At 64.6% G+C, this 15,925-nt stretch carries 12 protein-coding genes and 1 CRISPR repeat array; of the genes, 6 read left to right on the forward strand and 6 right to left on the reverse strand.

Annotated elements, in window-relative coordinates:
- Position 1: 1 nt before the first annotated feature.
- Both csb2 and cas3g read left to right on the forward strand, forming a co-directional pair.
- Positions 2 to 1,345: a type I-G CRISPR-associated protein Csb2 gene (gene csb2, locus P0D62_RS16040; RefSeq protein ID WP_275703555.1), complete on the forward strand. Its 1,344-nt coding sequence runs from the start codon at positions 2 to 4 to the stop codon at positions 1,343 to 1,345.
- On the forward strand, positions 1,342 to 5,196 hold the full coding sequence (gene cas3g / locus P0D62_RS16045) for a type I-G CRISPR-associated helicase/endonuclease Cas3g (RefSeq protein ID WP_275703556.1): 3,855 nt from the start codon (positions 1,342 to 1,344) through the stop codon (positions 5,194 to 5,196). The genes csb2 and cas3g overlap by 4 nt, the downstream gene beginning before the upstream one ends.
- A gap of 9 nt (positions 5,197 to 5,205) precedes the next feature.
- Positions 5,206 to 7,858: a CRISPR direct-repeat array (repeat unit 29 nt; unit sequence ACTGGCTCCGCGCATGCGGAGGTCTGCCC).
- Positions 7,859 to 8,052: 194 nt separating this feature from the next.
- Here the strand turns inward: cas3g and P0D62_RS16050 are convergent.
- On the reverse strand, positions 8,053 to 8,829 hold the full coding sequence (locus P0D62_RS16050; RefSeq protein ID WP_275703557.1) for an ABC transporter permease: 777 nt from the start codon (positions 8,827 to 8,829) through the stop codon (positions 8,053 to 8,055).
- Between the two features lie 95 nt (positions 8,830 to 8,924).
- Positions 8,925 to 10,043 carry an ABC transporter ATP-binding protein gene (locus P0D62_RS16055; protein ID WP_275703558.1) on the reverse strand — a complete coding sequence of 373 codons (1,119 nt, stop codon included), beginning with the start codon at positions 10,041 to 10,043 and terminating at the stop codon, positions 8,925 to 8,927.
- A 62-nt stretch (positions 10,044 to 10,105) separates the two neighbouring features.
- Here P0D62_RS16055 and P0D62_RS16060 point away from each other — a divergent pair, with 62 nt between their 5' ends.
- Entirely contained in the window at positions 10,106 to 11,092 is a 987-nt protein-coding gene (locus P0D62_RS16060; RefSeq protein ID WP_275703559.1) for a helix-turn-helix transcriptional regulator, read from the forward strand.
- 194 nt (positions 11,093 to 11,286) lie between these two features.
- On the opposite strand, the gene P0D62_RS16065 is transcribed toward P0D62_RS16060, so the two are convergent.
- Positions 11,287 to 11,661 (reverse strand): hypothetical protein, encoded by a 375-nt coding sequence (locus P0D62_RS16065; RefSeq protein WP_275703560.1) that lies wholly within the window; start codon positions 11,659 to 11,661, stop codon positions 11,287 to 11,289.
- A gap of 154 nt (positions 11,662 to 11,815) precedes the next feature.
- Between P0D62_RS16065 and P0D62_RS16070 the strand changes: the two genes are divergently transcribed.
- Both P0D62_RS16070 and P0D62_RS16075 read left to right on the forward strand, forming a co-directional pair.
- Positions 11,816 to 12,079, forward strand: a complete 264-nt coding sequence (locus P0D62_RS16070; RefSeq protein WP_275703561.1) for a helix-turn-helix domain-containing protein — start codon at positions 11,816 to 11,818, stop codon at positions 12,077 to 12,079.
- Positions 12,080 to 12,165: 86 nt separating this feature from the next.
- Complete coding sequence (locus P0D62_RS16075; protein ID WP_275703562.1) at positions 12,166 to 12,711, forward strand: pyridoxamine 5'-phosphate oxidase family protein; 546 nt, start codon at positions 12,166 to 12,168, stop codon at positions 12,709 to 12,711.
- A gap of 164 nt (positions 12,712 to 12,875) precedes the next feature.
- Here the strand turns inward: P0D62_RS16075 and P0D62_RS16080 are convergent, their stop codons facing one another.
- Positions 12,876 to 13,220: a HepT-like ribonuclease domain-containing protein gene (locus tag P0D62_RS16080; RefSeq protein WP_275703563.1), complete on the reverse strand. Its 345-nt coding sequence runs from the start codon at positions 13,218 to 13,220 to the stop codon at positions 12,876 to 12,878.
- Entirely contained in the window at positions 13,217 to 13,678 is a 462-nt protein-coding gene (locus tag P0D62_RS16085) for an XRE family transcriptional regulator (protein WP_275703564.1), read from the reverse strand. The genes P0D62_RS16080 and P0D62_RS16085 overlap by 4 nt, the downstream gene beginning before the upstream one ends.
- A 436-nt stretch (positions 13,679 to 14,114) precedes the next feature.
- Between P0D62_RS16085 and P0D62_RS16090 the strand changes: the two genes are divergently transcribed.
- Positions 14,115 to 14,378: a hypothetical protein gene (locus P0D62_RS16090; protein WP_275703565.1), complete on the forward strand. Its 264-nt coding sequence runs from the start codon at positions 14,115 to 14,117 to the stop codon at positions 14,376 to 14,378.
- A gap of 18 nt (positions 14,379 to 14,396) precedes the next feature.
- Here P0D62_RS16090 and P0D62_RS16095 read toward each other — a convergent pair whose 3' ends face one another.
- Entirely contained in the window at positions 14,397 to 15,836 is a 1,440-nt protein-coding gene (locus tag P0D62_RS16095; protein WP_275703566.1) for a plasmid pRiA4b ORF-3 family protein, read from the reverse strand.
- Between the last annotated feature and the right edge of the window lie 89 nt (positions 15,837 to 15,925).

Below are 15,925 nucleotides of genomic sequence, written 5' to 3' on the forward strand. Positions count from 1 at the left end.
TGTGATCACCATCAAGGTCGCGTTGTATCGCGACACCTACCACGGGCTTCGGGACACAGGAGTTCCTGACTGGCCGCCGTCACCCCGTCGTGTCCTTGGCGCTCTCATCGCGGGAGCCTATGCCCTCAGAGAGAGTGATCCCCGTCGAAGGCGCGCACTCGAGGCCCTTCAACGAGTCGCCGCGACTCCTCCGCCTGTCATCGACACGCCTAGTCACCGAGTTCTCGGCCTTCCCCCCACCTACGCCCCGAGAACATGGCTTCCTGAAGAGAAGGCCGCAGGTGGCATCAGCAAGTTCCTCGACCTCTCCGTGATGAACATGGACTCTGTTTCGCGCACCCTCAAACCTCAGGACGGCGTGGTACTCGCAGGCAAGGACATCCACTTCTACGTCGATCTTGACTGCGACAATGCCGAACTCATGGCTCTCGACGCCGCTGCCGCACAGGTGCCCTATTTCGGCACCTCGAAAAGCCCTGCCGACGTCTCCATCACGGCATCCGGTCCACCGACGCCGCGCCCTGCCTCTGTGGTCCGCTGGTACCCCCACGCCGGAGGCCCGACACACGGCTGGCAGCCAAACACCGTCGACTGGTTTGAGAACAACTATCAGAGGATCTTCGGTGATGACCCTGCAGTCACGCGGCTGCCGCCCATTCCAGCGACGGGATTCGTCTGGCCACTAACCTACGACTATCGAAAACCGGAGAGCCGGGCCCAACTGCCTACCGCTCAGTTGACCCGCGCCGTACCGAACAATCGGATTCCCAAACTCATGCCCGTGCTGCAAGCTCAGCTAGCAGAAAAGACCCCCGGGTGGCGGCTGTTCCCTCTCACAATCAGCCACGAGACAGACGACCCAAGGATGAATGGTGACGGTAGGTGTGTCGGGTTCGGCCTTAGGCCGGCCGGCCGCGACGCTCCGTCATCCGAAGAGGCAGCTGTGGCTGAGCGCATTCTGGTTCAGACTGTCGCGTTGCTCCCAGCACAGGAAAGGGGGCTTGTCGTGCGTGACTCGAACGCACTTGAGTCAGGGACTTGGATGGGACCGACGGAGGCCTGGTATTCCGTCACTCCGCTCCGGGCGTTCCCCGACCGACGCGTCGTGGCCTACCAACTGGCCGCTGAACTCGGTGAGCTTTACGACGCTGAGGTCGTCGATCTCCAACTGCACCGCACTCCGCGTATCCGACGCGACGGTAGATGGTCGAACGCCCACCTCGCAGATGGGCTGGACCAGTGGTGGGCAGAGGTTGTCCTCTCCAAGCCAATCGAGGGCCCGCTGCTGCTCGGCGCCGCAACCGACTACGGCTTCGGTACATTCCGTCCCAGGGAGAAGAGATGACAACACCGTTTCCCCCCTTCCCGGATTTCTTTCTCGCTGCCACCGGTCACGTACCCCACCGATGGCAGAGCGAACTCGCCCGGAGAATGCAGGACGACGACATACCATCCCGCGTCGAGATACCAACGGGTCTGGGCAAGACCGCAACCATCCTGATCGCGATCTACCACTTGGCATCGCAGCTCCACCACGGTCGACCGCGAACGGCGCCGCAGCGGATTTTCCACGTCGTGAACCGACGGACCTTGGTGCACGATACCCACGGGCTCGTCGGAAAGTTCGCTGAGACAATCAACGGAGGCGTAGACCACCCCGTGATTGGCCCTATCCGGGCAGCTCTCTGCCACCTCCTCGGGCCTGGCGATGACATCCCCATCGTCGTGGGCTCGATACACGGCGAGAGCGCGCGCGACACCGCCTGGTTGCGCGCCACCGGCTGCAGCATCGTGACGCTGACGCCACACCAGTACGTGTCACGCCTCCTCATGCGTGCGTTCGCCGTCTCGCCATCTCGTCGCCCGATCGATGCGGGGCTAGTTGGAGTGGACCGTCTCGTTCTCTTTGATGAGCCTCACCTGGCGACTCCCGCAGTCCAGACAATCCTCGACGCCGAACGGCTCCAGGCTCGGGCTGCTGAAGCCCTTGGCATCCCACTCGGTCATACGGTCTTGATGGGCGCAACGCTTCCCCCCACAGCAGTAGACGGGCTGGACAACGGCTCAGTACTCACGCTAGGTGTCGATAACCTCGGGGGTAGTGAGACATCTGCCGAACGGCTTTTCCGTGCCCCGAAGCGCCTTCATCTCGAGCGAACGAAAAGCGGATCCGATATCGATACCGCTAGGGCCATGGTGACACGGGCGACGAGCTTGGCGGCCGACGACCGCTCGGTGGTGGTATTCGCCAATACCGTGGGGCTTGCACAAGACGTGTATAGGCTCCTGCAGAAAAATCACAGATGGGCAGATCAAACCCAACTCATTACGTCACGGTTCCGGCGCTTCGATCGAACGCAAGAAGCTGACCTCACCGCCATTACCGTCACGACCCAGTGCCTGGAGGTCGGCGTAGACCTGAGTTTCGATGCACTCGTCACTGAGGCTGCCTCTTGGAGCGCGTTGGTGCAACGACTCGGGCGCCTCAACCGTCGCGCGGAACCGCAGACCGCCGAGGCCTACCTCATCATGGCGGCAACCGGCTCCGTGCGCTCCGGGACAAAAGCGGTCTACGGGGAGGACGCGGTGCTGGGTGCTGTTGAGTTGCTTGAACAGGCTGAGAGCGAGCAGCCTGGCGGCATCGACGTTTCACCGGCTGCATTGTCTGAACTGGGATGGCAGCATGAAGATCAACGACTTGATAGGCAGATCCCGCGCGCGGCGACTCTACATGCGGGTCTACTGCCTCTCATGACACATACCCGGCCGTCTCCTTCACCCGATCTCCCGGTTGAGGCTTTCGTGACTGGCCCCGATCGGCCGGTGAACCGAGAGATCGAGGTGGCATGGCGGGCGCAAGTGGATGGCCTTGCGGAAGCCAAGATCGGAGCAGTCGCAGCGGAGGAGATTGTCTCGATTCCCCGTTCTGCCCTTGCTCGTCTCCTTCGCGGAGAAGCACCTTCCGACAAGGAGCCCATCTCAGATCTCCCAGATCTAGCTGCTGATGAGGTTTCGTCGCAAAGGCCTGCCGCTCTCGATCTCCGTGAACTAAAAGTGTGGAGTGGCCGAAACGAACGCGCCTGGACTCCCCGATCAATCAGGCAAGTGCTGGCTGCGGAGCGCGTCACCCTTCCTTGCTCAGCTGGGGGCTATGATCCCGACCTCGGCTGGACCGGAGCGCCAGGCAGCGTTGAGGACATACACCTCACCTTGGCCCTTCAAGGGTTGCAAAAGGGCTATGCCCGATGGAGGCGAATCCGGCTGAGCATGTGTCTCAGCGCATCACTGTTTACACAGGCATGTGACCATCTGGAAGGGCAGGGAGCCCACCGCGAGGGTATTGATGACCTTCTTGTCGCACTCGCTGACGCTGACGAGGACTCACTTGACTTCGTACTCGATCGAATCACCACAACCCTTGGTACCGCACTTCAGCGCTTCGTTCTCGATCTAGTGCCCAGCGGAACTGAGGTGACGGTTCTGGTCGATCGCCCCATTGGCCTCGACGGTCCGCCGGACCTCCGCGCGGTGATGTGCACGGTGACTGTCGCTACCACGGGATACAACGTGCCTGCGAGCCTCATCAGCCTGGACGCCCACCAAGAACAGGTGGGCTCTTGGGCGGAGACTGACGGACGAGCGGCTGGTCTGCGCGAAGACCTCGCCGCCGACGTGGGTGTTGCCGGCCGCTTTCATGACATCGGCAAGGCGTACCCGCCCTTTCAGCGCTACCTAGCAGGGACATCCTCCGCCGAGGTGACTGCCGAAGACCTGAGGATGCCTAGCGGGATACGTCTGCCCTTGCTTGCGAAGCCTCTCGCGAATGTCTCTGAAGACAGCAACTCGTTGCGCAACGACGATTGGATCGCACGCGCGGCCTCGAGCCTCCCTAGAGGTTTCCGCCATGAGGCGAAGAGCATTGAAGTGGCTCGACAACACCGGTTGAGCAAGCTGGCAATCCACTTGATCGGATCACACCATGGCCTGTGTCGCCCCTTAATGCCACCTCTTCAGGCGACCCACCTCGAGGGCTACTCGCATGCGGATGACTTTGCCGAACTCAACGCTCGATTCGGACCGTGGGGGCTGGCATACCTGGAGGCAGTATTGCGGCTTGCCGATTGGAGAGCCTCAGCTAGCCCCATCCAAGAAGCTCAAAGTATCGCACTGCCCTCCAAGAGCACTCTCTCCTCCTTGGACCCTGACTTCTGGGAGCGACCAGACGAGTTATCGTCACGCCGGGAAGGTGGCATTGAGCATGCCTTGCCGGGACTAGTCACACACCCATTGACCGGCTGGCTCGCCTCCGTCGGGCTTCTGGCAGCTGCCGTCGACTTGGGTGACGAGGGAGCCGCCCTACGCTGGGCGGTTCATGGGTCGGCCCCTCAATTTCCGATCCTGAAGTCAGCGCTCCCCTTACGTGACTTGGTGGAGCATGCCCTAGATCGCGAGCGTTGGGCAGTAGGCGATGAACTTGTAAGCAAGACACTGTTGGTCAAGGGGGCGAGCCTCAGGAGGAAGAACCAGAAGCTGAAGCCAGCCGACCGATTGAGAAGCGTATTGAGGTGTGCAGAAGTCGACAGCACGGCGTCGCTTGTACTCGGCCTAATCGGAGATGCAAGCAGGGCGGACGCCGGCAATCAGGTAGAGCTGCCAATTGTTCCGTTCGCGAACAACTCGTCCTATCCGGGCGTAGCTCTAGCATTCACCGAGCGAAGAGAAGCGGTTGATGAATGCCTCAGTGCCTTGCAGGACATCAACTCGGGTTACTCGGCGACGGCGTGTGATGGCGGCCTCGATAGACCCCGAGGTGCCGCACCACTGGTCAATGGCCTGGGTGCGCCTGGAGACGAACGCATGGTTAAAACAGCACTTGCCCCGCTGGCACTCTACGCGATGGCTCGGCTAGGAAACACAGGCGCCGGGGCATTGGGCGTCTCCAGATCTGGTCGGCGCCTGCTTCTGGTTCTCCCGATACCGACGACATCAGTCAGCTTTGAGATGCTGCGCTCGATGACGATCGGAGTGAGATCCCCAAGTTCGTGGGCTTGGTCTGAGATTGGCGCCGAATGGGTCTATTGCGCCTCGCGGGAGTATCTGTCTGACCGGAAGGACGTTGACATCGTTTGGTCCGGGCGGATCATTCCGAGAGCCGAACTAAAAGAGATTCAGCGACATGGCATCAATCGACCGTAGTCAACAAGTACTGGCTCCGCGCATGCGGAGGTCTGCCCGGCGAACTGATCGTCGGTATCTCCTCGATGGGACTGGCTCCGCGCATGCGGAGGTCTGCCTGATGTCGGTGGCCCAGTCGGTGCCGTCCTCGAACTGGCTCCGCGCATGCGGAGGTCTGCCCGTATGGCTGTCGGAGTACGGCAATAAGGCCGGACTGGCTCCGCGCATGCGGAGGTCTGCCCGCAAGGGCGAGCAGGTCCCGCGCGATGCTGATACTGGCTCCGCGCATGCGGAGGTCTGCCGATCTCCAGCATCTTGTCGGCGATCAAGAACAGACTGGCTCCGCGCATGCGGAGGTCTGCCGGCAGCCCAAGCATCCCTCCTCCAGGCCGAGGAAACTGGCTCCGCGCATGCGGAGGTCTGCCGGCGACGGGGGCGGTGGGCGAGCTGGGTGAGGACACTGGCTCCGCGCATGCGGAGGTCTGCCCCGGCCCCGATCCCGGGCCCCGACCCCGCCAGCACTGGCTCCGCGCATGCGGAGGTCTGCCCCCCTCCCCCGGCATCGCGCCGCACCGTTGTCGACTGGCTCCGCGCATGCGGAGGTCTGCCCCAGCAAGTGATCTTCCCGCAGGCCGAACTCGCACTGGCTCCGCGCATGCGGAGGTCTGCCGCTGGCGCGGTCCGCGATGGCGTCGGCCAGCTTACTGGCTCCGCGCATGCGGAGGTCTGCCCTCCTCCCCCTCGAACCTGAACGCCCCGCCGCCACTGGCTCCGCGCATGCGGAGGTCTGCCGGCGGTTCCAGCATCAGCGGCGGCGGCCTGATCACTGGCTCCGCGCATGCGGAGGTCTGCCCAAGAAGCAACCCACGCCCGCAAAGCCAGGGAGACTGGCTCCGCGCATGCGGAGGTCTGCCCCACTCCCGGACCGTGTTGAAGCCCTCTTCGATACTGGCTCCGCGCATGCGGAGGTCTGCCCTCGTCCGCAGCGTCACGCGCGGCGGCGATCGCACTGGCTCCGCGCATGCGGAGGTCTGCCCGTGCGGCCGGTCACTTCCTCGTTCGGGGCGCCACTGGCTCCGCGCATGCGGAGGTCTGCCCCCCACCCCGCCCGTGGAGCAGGTCTCATCCACACTGGCTCCGCGCATGCGGAGGTCTGCCCAAGATAGACGGTGTTGCGGATACCGGCGAGGGACTGGCTCCGCGCATGCGGAGGTCTGCCCCCGCGGGCGGCCTTGTCCGCCGCTTGCGCGGTACTGGCTCCGCGCATGCGGAGGTCTGCCCGCATACGCGGCGCGTACTTTTTCCTTGGAAAACTGGCTCCGCGCATGCGGAGGTCTGCCTGCCCATCGGCTCGCCCCGCTGGTACTCATAGAACTGGCTCCGCGCATGCGGAGGTCTGCCCTGGTCGATTGGTCGTCGGATCGGCTGCGAATCACTGGCTCCGCGCATGCGGAGGTCTGCCCATCGAGACACTCACGATCCGGCCCACCACCCCACTGGCTCCGCGCATGCGGAGGTCTGCCCTGGTCGATTGGTCGTCGGATCGTCATGCCGCACACTGGCTCCGCGCATGCGGAGGTCTGCCCCGATCAAGATCGGTCACCACTCGGAAGCCAGGACTGGCTCCGCGCATGCGGAGGTCTGCCCCCAATCAGTCTCACCATTAGCAGCATCACCTGACTGGCTCCGCGCATGCGGAGGTCTGCCCCCATCACGGGGCTGTCGGGGATGGTGTGTCAGACTGGCTCCGCGCATGCGGAGGTCTGCCCGCGGGCGGTCGCCACCTGTGTCGGGTCCGAGAACTGGCTCCGCGCATGCGGAGGTCTGCCCCTTGCGCCCACCACACGCCGACCGCACGACATACTGGCTCCGCGCATGCGGAGGTCTGCCCTGCTCGCAGCGGGGATTGAGGTTCAGGTTCATACTGGCTCCGCGCATGCGGAGGTCTGCCCGTCCTCGGCGGCACCGAAACCCTGATCACCGGACTGGCTCCGCGCATGCGGAGGTCTGCCCGGCGGCCGCCCGCTTCGGCTCACCACCAGGGGACTGGCTCCGCGCATGCGGAGGTCTGCCCAGTGGAGACACGCTGGGTCAGATCGCGTGGGTACTGGCTCCGCGCATGCGGAGGTCTGCCCAACGACATCGAGTACAACGACTGGTACGTACGACTGGCTCCGCGCATGCGGAGGTCTGCCCACGCTGCCCGTCGATCATCTCGTGGTGTTGGAACTGGCTCCGCGCATGCGGAGGTCTGCCCGCCCCCTCCCCACCGAATACGGCACCCTCATCACTGGCTCCGCGCATGCGGAGGTCTGCCCCAGCCCCGGATCTGCTCCTCGCTCACCAGATCACTGGCTCCGCGCATGCGGAGGTCGGCCCCGCGCTGCGTCCCGCGCCGTCGCGGTCTTCACACTGGCTCCGCGCATGCGGAGGTCGGCCCAAAGGCCAAGGAGCAACGACTCCCCCGAAAGGACTGGCTCCGCGCACGCGGAGGTCTGCCGCGAAACAGCTAGGCATCACCATGGGCCAGGCAACCGGCTCCGCGCAAGCGGAGGTCTGCCGCCCCGCCCGGAGTCCCCGACGTGGCCGGAGCACCGGCTCCGCGCATGCGGAGGTCTGCCCGTTTCGGTCCGGGATGTGCAGACGGTGAGGACACCGGCTCCGCGCATGCGGAGGTCTGCCCATCACCCAGTAGGCGAAACGCGTGACGGTCGGACCGGCTCCACGCACGCTGAGGTCCGTCGGAGATCCATCTCGAGGACTGCGGCCCGGTCCACGCCGTCTTCGCGTATGCAGACGTAGCAGCATTGCTTCCAATTCGAAGCGCCGGTGAGCAGATTGTTGTCGAGAGTCCGTTGTAGCTCTCTCAAGACCAGGTCAGCTACTCCGACGCATGCCTCGGACGCCGACCGCCAGGCCGAGTGCTGCGAGCAAGGCCGCAGCCACCCATCCCCAGAGAACTGCGGTGTTGGTGAAGTCGCCGGCGATGAGGGCGCGTTCGGCCTGGACCACCCAGTTGACGGGGTTGACCGTCGAGACGGCGCGCATCCAGGCGGGGCCGCCGTCGAGGGGCAGGAGCATTCCGGAGAGGATCAGCAACGGGAAGAGGAGAGTCTGCTGGACACCCCAGAACAGCCATTCACGGTCCCTCGTCGCCAGAGCAAGGGCGTAGGAGAGCGAGCCGAGTCCGACGCTGACGACGGCCAGCATGGCCAGGCCAATCAGGAGGCCGAGGGGGTTGAAGCGGAAGCCGAAGATCATTGAGAGCAGGACAATCAGGAGAGCCTGGACGAGGATCGGGACGATCTCTTTGAGTGCACGGCCGATGAGGAGAGATGAGCGGGAGAGCGGAGCGACCAGAGTGCGCTCATGGGAGCCGGTCATCATCTCGTACTGCAGGTTGGAGCCCACTGCCCCAGTGCCGAACAGGACGATCATCACGATCACGCCAGGGACGAACCAGCGCAGGGTCTCCCCCGTTGGCGCGCCGGACTGGGCTACTAGCAGTGGGGCGAACAGGCCGAGGAAGACCAGGGGCTGGACGAGGCTGAAGATGAGGGTGAACGGGTCGCGGGCTACTGGTTTGAGTTCGCGGATCAGGACGTGCCAGGTGTCACGGGCGACGGTGGATCGGGTGGTGTTGGTGGTGGTCATCGTGTTTCCGTTCTCGGTGGTTGGGTTTGCTGCGGATGGTTGCGGCCTTTCGAGGCTCGCCCACCGCGCTCGTTCCTCGCGCGTGGTCTCGCACCTCAAGGAGCGTCGGGAGAGTTTGCGTCGGCTTCGCGGAGGGTGCGGCCGGTCAAAGCCAAGAAGACGTCGTCGAGGGTTGGCGGGACGCCGGTTGCTCGTTCGACGCGGATGCCCACCGCATCCAACTCGCGGATCGCGTACGGGAGGAGGCGGGCACCGTCCGGGACCGTCAGCGTCAATGCCCTCTCGCTTTCCCGGGTCGTCAACTTCAACGCCGACCGGCTATCCGGAACCCTCGACTTCGATGCTGTATCGCCATCCCGAGCCTTCATTGCCAATGCAGCTTTGCCGTCGGGCAGCGTCGTCGTGGAGGTTTCGCCGGAGAGGCGGACCTCTCGCTGGGCCAGGCGCTCCACGATCGGGGTGGCACGGTTGGCGTCATCCGCACTGGTGAAGGTGAGGGTGATGACGTCGCCGGCCAGGTTGGCTTTGAGCTTCTCGGCGGTGTCGTCGGCAATCACCCGGCCCTGGTCGATCACCATGACGCGCTCGGCGTAGCGGTCGGCCTCCTCCAGGTAGTGGGTGGTGAGGAAGACGGTGGTGCCGTGCTTCTCGCGCAGGTCGATGATGTGCTGCCACAGGTTGGCCCGGCTCTGCGGGTCCAAGCCCGTCGACGGCTCGTCGAGGAAAATCAGCGGCGGAGCGTGCATCAGGCCGAGCGCCACGTCGAGGCGTCGCTTCTGGCCGCCCGATAGTTGCTGGACGGTGCGGGTGGCGAAGGGGGCCAGGTCGAGCGACTCGATCAGCTCATCCGCACGCCGCCAAGCCACGTCCTTCGCGATGCCGTAGAACGCGCCCTGGCTGATCAGCTCGTCGCGCACCCGCTGGGCGAAACTGCCGCTGGTGAGCTGGCCGACGTAGCCGATGCGGCGCCGCACGTCGGCGCTCTGCGTGTGGATGTCGTGGCCCACCACCCGGGCGGTTCCGGCGGTCGGCGGGATGAGGGTGGTGAGCATGCGCAGGGTGGTCGACTTTCCTGCACCGTTGGGGCCCAGGCAGGCGACGAGCTCGCCGGGCTGTACCTCGAAGGAGAGGTCGTTGACGGCCTCGACGGTGTTCTTTCCGACGGTGAAGTGCTTGGTGAGCCCGCGCACCTCGATGATGGGTTCGTTCGTCATGAAAACCACCGTAAAACCAGTTGCGGACAGATCCTGTCCTCTATTCCTGGCATGCTGGATCCATGGCTGACACCACCTCCCGAGCGCTCTCCCTGCTCAACCTGCTGCAGACCCACCGTCACTGGGCCGGCTCCGAGCTGGCCGATCGGCTCGGCGTCACCGAGCGCACGGTTCGTCGCGACGTGGAGCGGCTGCGCGAGCTGGGCTACCGAATCGCGTCGGTTCCCGGCTTGGCCGGCGGGTATCGACTGGAGGCCGGCAGCGCGCTCCCTCCCCTACTGCTCACCGACGACGAGGCCGTCGCCATCGCCGTCGGGCTGCGGGTGGCGGCGTCGCAGCGCCTGGTATCCGGTCCCGAGACGACGGTCACCGCGCTCGCGAAGCTGGAGAAGATCCTGCCCGCGCCGCTGCGACGGAGGGTCTCGGCGATCGCGGAGGCGATGCAGCCGGCGGGCGTCCGCTCCGGTGCCGCGGTCTCCAGCGAGGTGCTGACCGAGCTCGCCCTGGCCTGCCGCGACAACGAACGCGTGCGCTTCACCTACACCGCAGCCTCCGGCGCCGTGACGCAGCGGTGGGTGGAGCCGCACGCCCTCGCCCCCGCCGAGAGGCACTGGTACCTGCTGTGCTGGGACCTCGACAAGAGCGACTGGCGCACCTTCCGCGTCGACCGGCTGGAGAACGTCCACCACACCCAGGTCACCTTCGCTCCCCGACCGCTCACCTCCGAGGAGGTCGAGGAGTTTATCCTGGTGGCGCGTTCGTGGGTGCGGCAGGCCGTCGAGGCGACCATCGTGATGGAGATGCCGATCGACGAGATGCGCAGCCACTTCGGCCAGTGGGGGCAGAGTGCGGAGCCGATCGGCGACGACAAGACGCGCTGGACCGTCGGCGGGACGGACTTCCGCGAGACGATGTACGGCATGTCGTGGGTTCCGGCGGGAGTGGAATACACCACGGATCTCGCGGAGCCGGCGCGTTCCGAACTCCGAGAGATTCTGCAAAGGATGGTGCGAGCGCTGGATGAGGCCCCTCCGGCGAGCAAAGCCTAGTTGGGCCCAGCTCCCCGGGTCGCCCTCCGCCGCGAGCCAAGGTCACAGGAGTCGCTTGTCACGCCCTGAACGCAACTGTCAGACGCGACCAGTAGGTTCCATGCCATGAACCCCGGCCCGCGATTTCGTCACCTCGACCAGGTAGAGCCGTGGCTCTACGTCTGGAAGCAGAGGTTGCAGACGTGAAGGAATCTCTATGCAGCAATGGTCTGCCAGTTGACTTCTTCTGGATCGACTGTCGCGATGGTAAACACATCGACGCCGCAGTCCGCATCTTGATGGGGATCATCTTCGATCCGCCGGCTCGCTGTCGCGACCACTATCGAGAGGCCGACCTGCGCAATAGCTTCCGCATCCGGTTGCAGAGGGCGGCTCAGGGCAGGCTCGTTCCGAGCGACCACGTGAAGGAGATTATTCAAGCCGGAAGCGCCGTCGACATGTTTGAGATCCGATGGAAGGATCTGATGGTGCGTGAGAGGTGCGCCGATGGCACCATCCGATCCCTCAAAGTCCAGATTCGCTTGTACTACGTCGAGCTGGGCGATCGCGTCGCGATCATTGGACTCCATGCGCACGAGAAGGACACTGGCCGCGATCGGCGGCGTAAGCAGGACTCTGAGATCGCGAGTGCTGTGGGTGTCTACGCCCAGCGACTCGCAGACCACTGGGGCGTCCCCGAGCTGCAACTTGATTCCCAATCGCCTTCGACATAAGGTTAAACTTATGAACGAGTCGCTGGAGACCATCGATGCACGCGCGGCGAGTCTCATCCACTTCCATGAGGATCTGATTCAGGATCTCATCAGGATCAGGAAGAGCCACAACCTCACCCAAGAGACGGTGGCGGAACGCATGGGAGTCACCCAGGCGGCAGTGTCTCAGTTCGAGAGGTACGACTCGAACCCCAAGCTAGCGACAGTGCGCCGATACGCGCTCGCAGTGGGAGCTCGTATCACCCACGAAGTTGTTGATGACTGGCAGATATAGCCTGAGGCAATCGTCCGCGCCCGTCGAAAATGGGGCGCGCGGGAGTTCTTAGGTAGAGTTTCGTCACGGCACGGCAGGATGGGTCCATGGCGCAGCAGTTTCCGGAGATCATCCCTCGCTTGCAGACGTTCGTCGACGCGCAGCACGTCTTCTTCGTCGGCACCGCCGCCCGCGACGGCCGGGTGAACGTCTCGCCGAAAGGCCTCGACTCCCTGCGCATCCTCGGCCCCAACCGGGTCGTCTGGCTCAACGGAACCGGCAGCGGCAACGAGACCGCCGCTCACCTTCTAGACGTGCCCCGGATGACCATCATGTTCTGTTCCTTCGACACCAAGCCCCTGATCCTGCGCCTCTACGGCACCGCCCGCGCCCTCCATTTCGGCGACCCGGAATGGGACGAGTTACTCCCCTTATTCCCTCCGATGCAAGGTGCGCGCAACATCTTCGACCTCGACGTCGACCTGGTGCAGACCTCCTGCGGCTTCGGCGTTCCCCTCATGGACTTCCAGGCCGAACGCGAAACCATGGCGCAGTGGGCCGCCAAGAAGGGCGACGAAAAGATCGTCGCCTACCAGCAGGAAAACAATCGAGTCAGCATCGACGGCTTCCCCACCGGGCTGCCCGCACGCTGAACTATTCGAAAATCTCTCATAGTTGACTCACCGATCTCGCCATCTGGCCGGAGCACCCGCAGACGGCAGTTGACGGTCGCAACCGAGACCCCATACAGCTCGGGCCATCATCTTCTGAGCAAGAGCGACGTCTCGTCCTTGTAGCGCGCCTCAACACCGGGTGCCTACTCGGCCGATATCAAGGCGTCGAGGATGCGGGGAAACTCGGTGACCACTGCCTGCCACAGGATGTGGGGATCCGTGCCGTCGTAGTCGTGCGCGATGAAGTTGCGGACCGCTCGAATGCCACGCCAGTCGATCTCGGGATGCTGGGCGCGGAACTCCTCGGGGAGCCTGTCGGCGGCAGCAGACAAGTCGACGATCAGGGACCGGGCGATGCGACGCTGATCGTCGTCGTCCGGATCAATGAAGCGCTCGTAACCGCGGTTTGCTACCCGTTGAGCGGTCACGCCGAAGCGGGCGATGTCCGCCAGGATCGCGGGCACACGATCACCTCGATCACCACTCACAGCGGGACCGCTTCCTTACGGATGTGATCCATCGTCGGGCCGGACCCCCGATCAGACACCACGTCGACCGGAACCCCCAGAAGCCCCTCAGCCTCGGCCATGAAGCCGGCGAGGTCGAAGATCGATGCCTGGTCAGTCGGGTGAACCAGCAGGTCGAGATCCGAGCCCTCTTCGGCCTCGCCCCTCGCAACGGATCCGAAGACGCGCACGTCGGTCAACCGTCGCGCAGCCGCCAATGCCGCAATTGCGTCTCGGTGTCGCCGCAGCCGATCGAGCGTCGGCACGCGTGTCGCCGACTCAAGCCTCTCGATGGTGGCCGACGTGGGCCGTCGTCGTCCGCTTTCATATGCGGCGATATTCGGCTGAGGGACGCCCGATCGCGCGGCCAGCTCACGCTGAGACAAGCCTGCGGCCGTGCGGATCGCGACAAGGCGCTCCGCGATCTGTAGGTTCGTCATGCCCCCATGATATCTCCTAGATATCGCACGCGGTCTCAGGGTGGCCGTGGCCACCATGGTAGTAGACCGCGAAGAAGAACCGTGTATCCGTGCTGGTCCCGCGAGCGTCGTCGAAGGGCAGCGGTTTTGTACTACACTGGTAACGCGGTACGAAAGTTGGAGCGAGGTGTGTCGTGCAAATCCACGTGCATCCAAGGATCGCAAACAAACGTCCCGAGATTGCGCCTGCCGATGTGGAGGCCGCTGTCTGCGGAGCGCTGAGGTCGAGACCCAGGAGCACCGACCCGGTGCAGTGGGTTGGCGTGGGGATGGATACCAGCGGGCGACTGCTCGAGTTCATCGCAGTGGAACAAGGCCCTGATGAATGGCTGGTATTTCACGCGATGGCCGCGACGAACAAAGTACTCAAAGAGATAGGGCTGAGGAGGTAACTGAGATGAGCGACTACACCGCAGTTAATGGCACCAGATTCACCGACGACGACATCGAGCGCTGGGCCGCCGAAGCCGAGTCCGCGCAGGGCTACACCGGCGCGCACCTTGGTCCCGCCGTTACCGGACGCCCGGTGAGCGTCGGTGCGCAAGCACGCCCGTTCACGCTTCGGCTGGACGCGGCGCGCCGCAGCAAGCTCGACGACGTGGCGAAGGAGCGACACATCACCGCGTCCCAACTCATGCGCGACCTGATCGACGCTCTCTGAGTCGCTCGCTCCGGGCAGCTACTGGGCGAGGCGGAGCAGTTCCCGCGCCACTGCGGCACGCGTCTCCGGGCCAGAGCGTCGGCCGCAGAGCCGGTCCAGGACCGTATCGGTCGGCCTGGCCCATTCGAGCACCGCGCGGTTCAGCGCACTCCCGTCGCGCAGCGCCCAGCCGATCTCGGCCATCAGCTCTCCGGCCTCGCCACTGCTGCGGAACCAGTCTCTGCCTGCTGCGGCAAACAGCAACAAGAGCGCGCCGGCGTCCTTCTGGTGGTCTTTGCCCAGCGGGAGGCGAGAAGCGATGTACGCGAGGATCTCCGACGACGGCGCGTCGACGAGTTTGCGACCGTTCGCCGTCAGGGTGAGCTGGCCGCGCGCCTTCCGAAGCAGGCCCAGCGCCGTCGCGGATTCCCGCAGTTCCAGCACCGGTAACGTCATATCCTCGCGGTTGCCCTTGCCGATCCACTCGTCATCGAAGTCGAGACCAGCCCACAGCGCCTCGACGACGCGCGGCGGCAGGTAGCCGGCCTTGGTGAGGGTGAGCCCATCGCGCAACAGGTCCAGCAAGAACCGGTAGGGACGCACGGCCGCATCGGCGTCCGCACTCGGCAACGGCTCGTCGAACGCCACGTCCTTGACCAGGTTGAGCAGCCTCGTGCCCGCGAACGGCCCCGCCCTCACGACGAGCTGCATGAGAAGTGGCGGGAGGTCCGAGAACTCAGGCAGTGGCCCGGCGGCCAATGCCTCGTTGACCTCGTCGACGGAGAACGCGACGGGATCGTAGCCAGGAGGAAGCCAGCCGAGCACTTGCTCCACCCACTCCTGGTCGTACCCCTCCGTGTTACCCGCGAGCCAATCGTTGAGCGCACCCACCATGCCCACCCCGCCGAGATCCTCCGGAGGGCAGGCGCGTCGCCCGGCTAGGCAGTGCGCATCGGGGTCGCCGTCGACCCAAGGCTCGACCTTCTCCAGTTTGATGGTGTGCCACCAGCCGTCGCCGAAGTCGTACTCGTAGAACAGCCGGTGCCCGGGCTTCGAGAGCACCTGGTCGAGCCGAACCTCGCTCTCCGCGATTCCCTCGTCGCCCTCTTCGACGTCGAACGGAGCCAGGAAGTGCGGCCGGCGAATGTCCCGGGTGTCGGGACCCATCACGAAGTGGTGAAGATGGCAGTCTTGCCAGCCCATCGCGAGCTGAATGATGTCGTGGAGCGCGTCGAGCGTGAGATCGCTGGCCAGACGCAACCGGCGCCAGATGGGCGGCTTGGTGTCGTCCAAGTCGAGCCTGGCGACGTAGGCCACCTTCTTCGAACGCTTGCGCAACAGCTTCGGCATCTCCGGCCTGAAGGCACTGAAGTCGATGGAGTCGAGGAACGATGCCAAATCTGGCGGGCTGAAACCGGCCCGACCACCAGACGGCGTCTGAATCCCCGGAAACGGGATCACGTTGTCTTCGTTGCTCATGTGCTTCCCCATGTCAGTGGCCAGGCGTGGGCACACCGAAGGCTACGCCATCCCATCCGAGTCGCGCCGGTCGTGTCGGAGCGCGTCGG

The sequence above is a fragment of the Tessaracoccus caeni genome, from assembly GCF_029211185.1.
GTDB classification, from domain to species: Bacteria; Actinomycetota; Actinomycetes; order Propionibacteriales; family Propionibacteriaceae; genus Arachnia; species Arachnia caeni.

Excerpts from the sequence above, each read along its gene's own strand:
- P0D62_RS16065 (WP_275703560.1), bottom strand. The coding sequence starts at position 11,661 with ATGGAGTCCAATGATCGCGACGCGATCGCCCAGCTCGACGTAGTACAA.
- cas3g (WP_275703556.1), top strand. The coding sequence starts at position 1,342 with ATGACAACACCGTTTCCCCCCTTCCCGGATTTCTTTCTCGCTGCCACC.
- P0D62_RS16090 (WP_275703565.1), top strand. The coding sequence starts at position 14,115 with ATGAGCGACTACACCGCAGTTAATGGCACCAGATTCACCGACGACGAC.
- P0D62_RS16060 (WP_275703559.1), top strand. The coding sequence starts at position 10,106 with ATGGCTGACACCACCTCCCGAGCGCTCTCCCTGCTCAACCTGCTGCAG.
- P0D62_RS16075 (WP_275703562.1), top strand. The coding sequence starts at position 12,166 with ATGGCGCAGCAGTTTCCGGAGATCATCCCTCGCTTGCAGACGTTCGTC.
- P0D62_RS16085 (WP_275703564.1), bottom strand. The coding sequence starts at position 13,678 with ATGACGAACCTACAGATCGCGGAGCGCCTTGTCGCGATCCGCACGGCC.
- P0D62_RS16070 (WP_275703561.1), top strand. The coding sequence starts at position 11,816 with ATGAACGAGTCGCTGGAGACCATCGATGCACGCGCGGCGAGTCTCATC.
- P0D62_RS16055 (WP_275703558.1), bottom strand. The coding sequence starts at position 10,043 with ATGACGAACGAACCCATCATCGAGGTGCGCGGGCTCACCAAGCACTTC.
- P0D62_RS16095 (WP_275703566.1), bottom strand. The coding sequence starts at position 15,836 with ATGAGCAACGAAGACAACGTGATCCCGTTTCCGGGGATTCAGACGCCG.
- P0D62_RS16050 (WP_275703557.1), bottom strand. The coding sequence starts at position 8,829 with ATGACCACCACCAACACCACCCGATCCACCGTCGCCCGTGACACCTGG.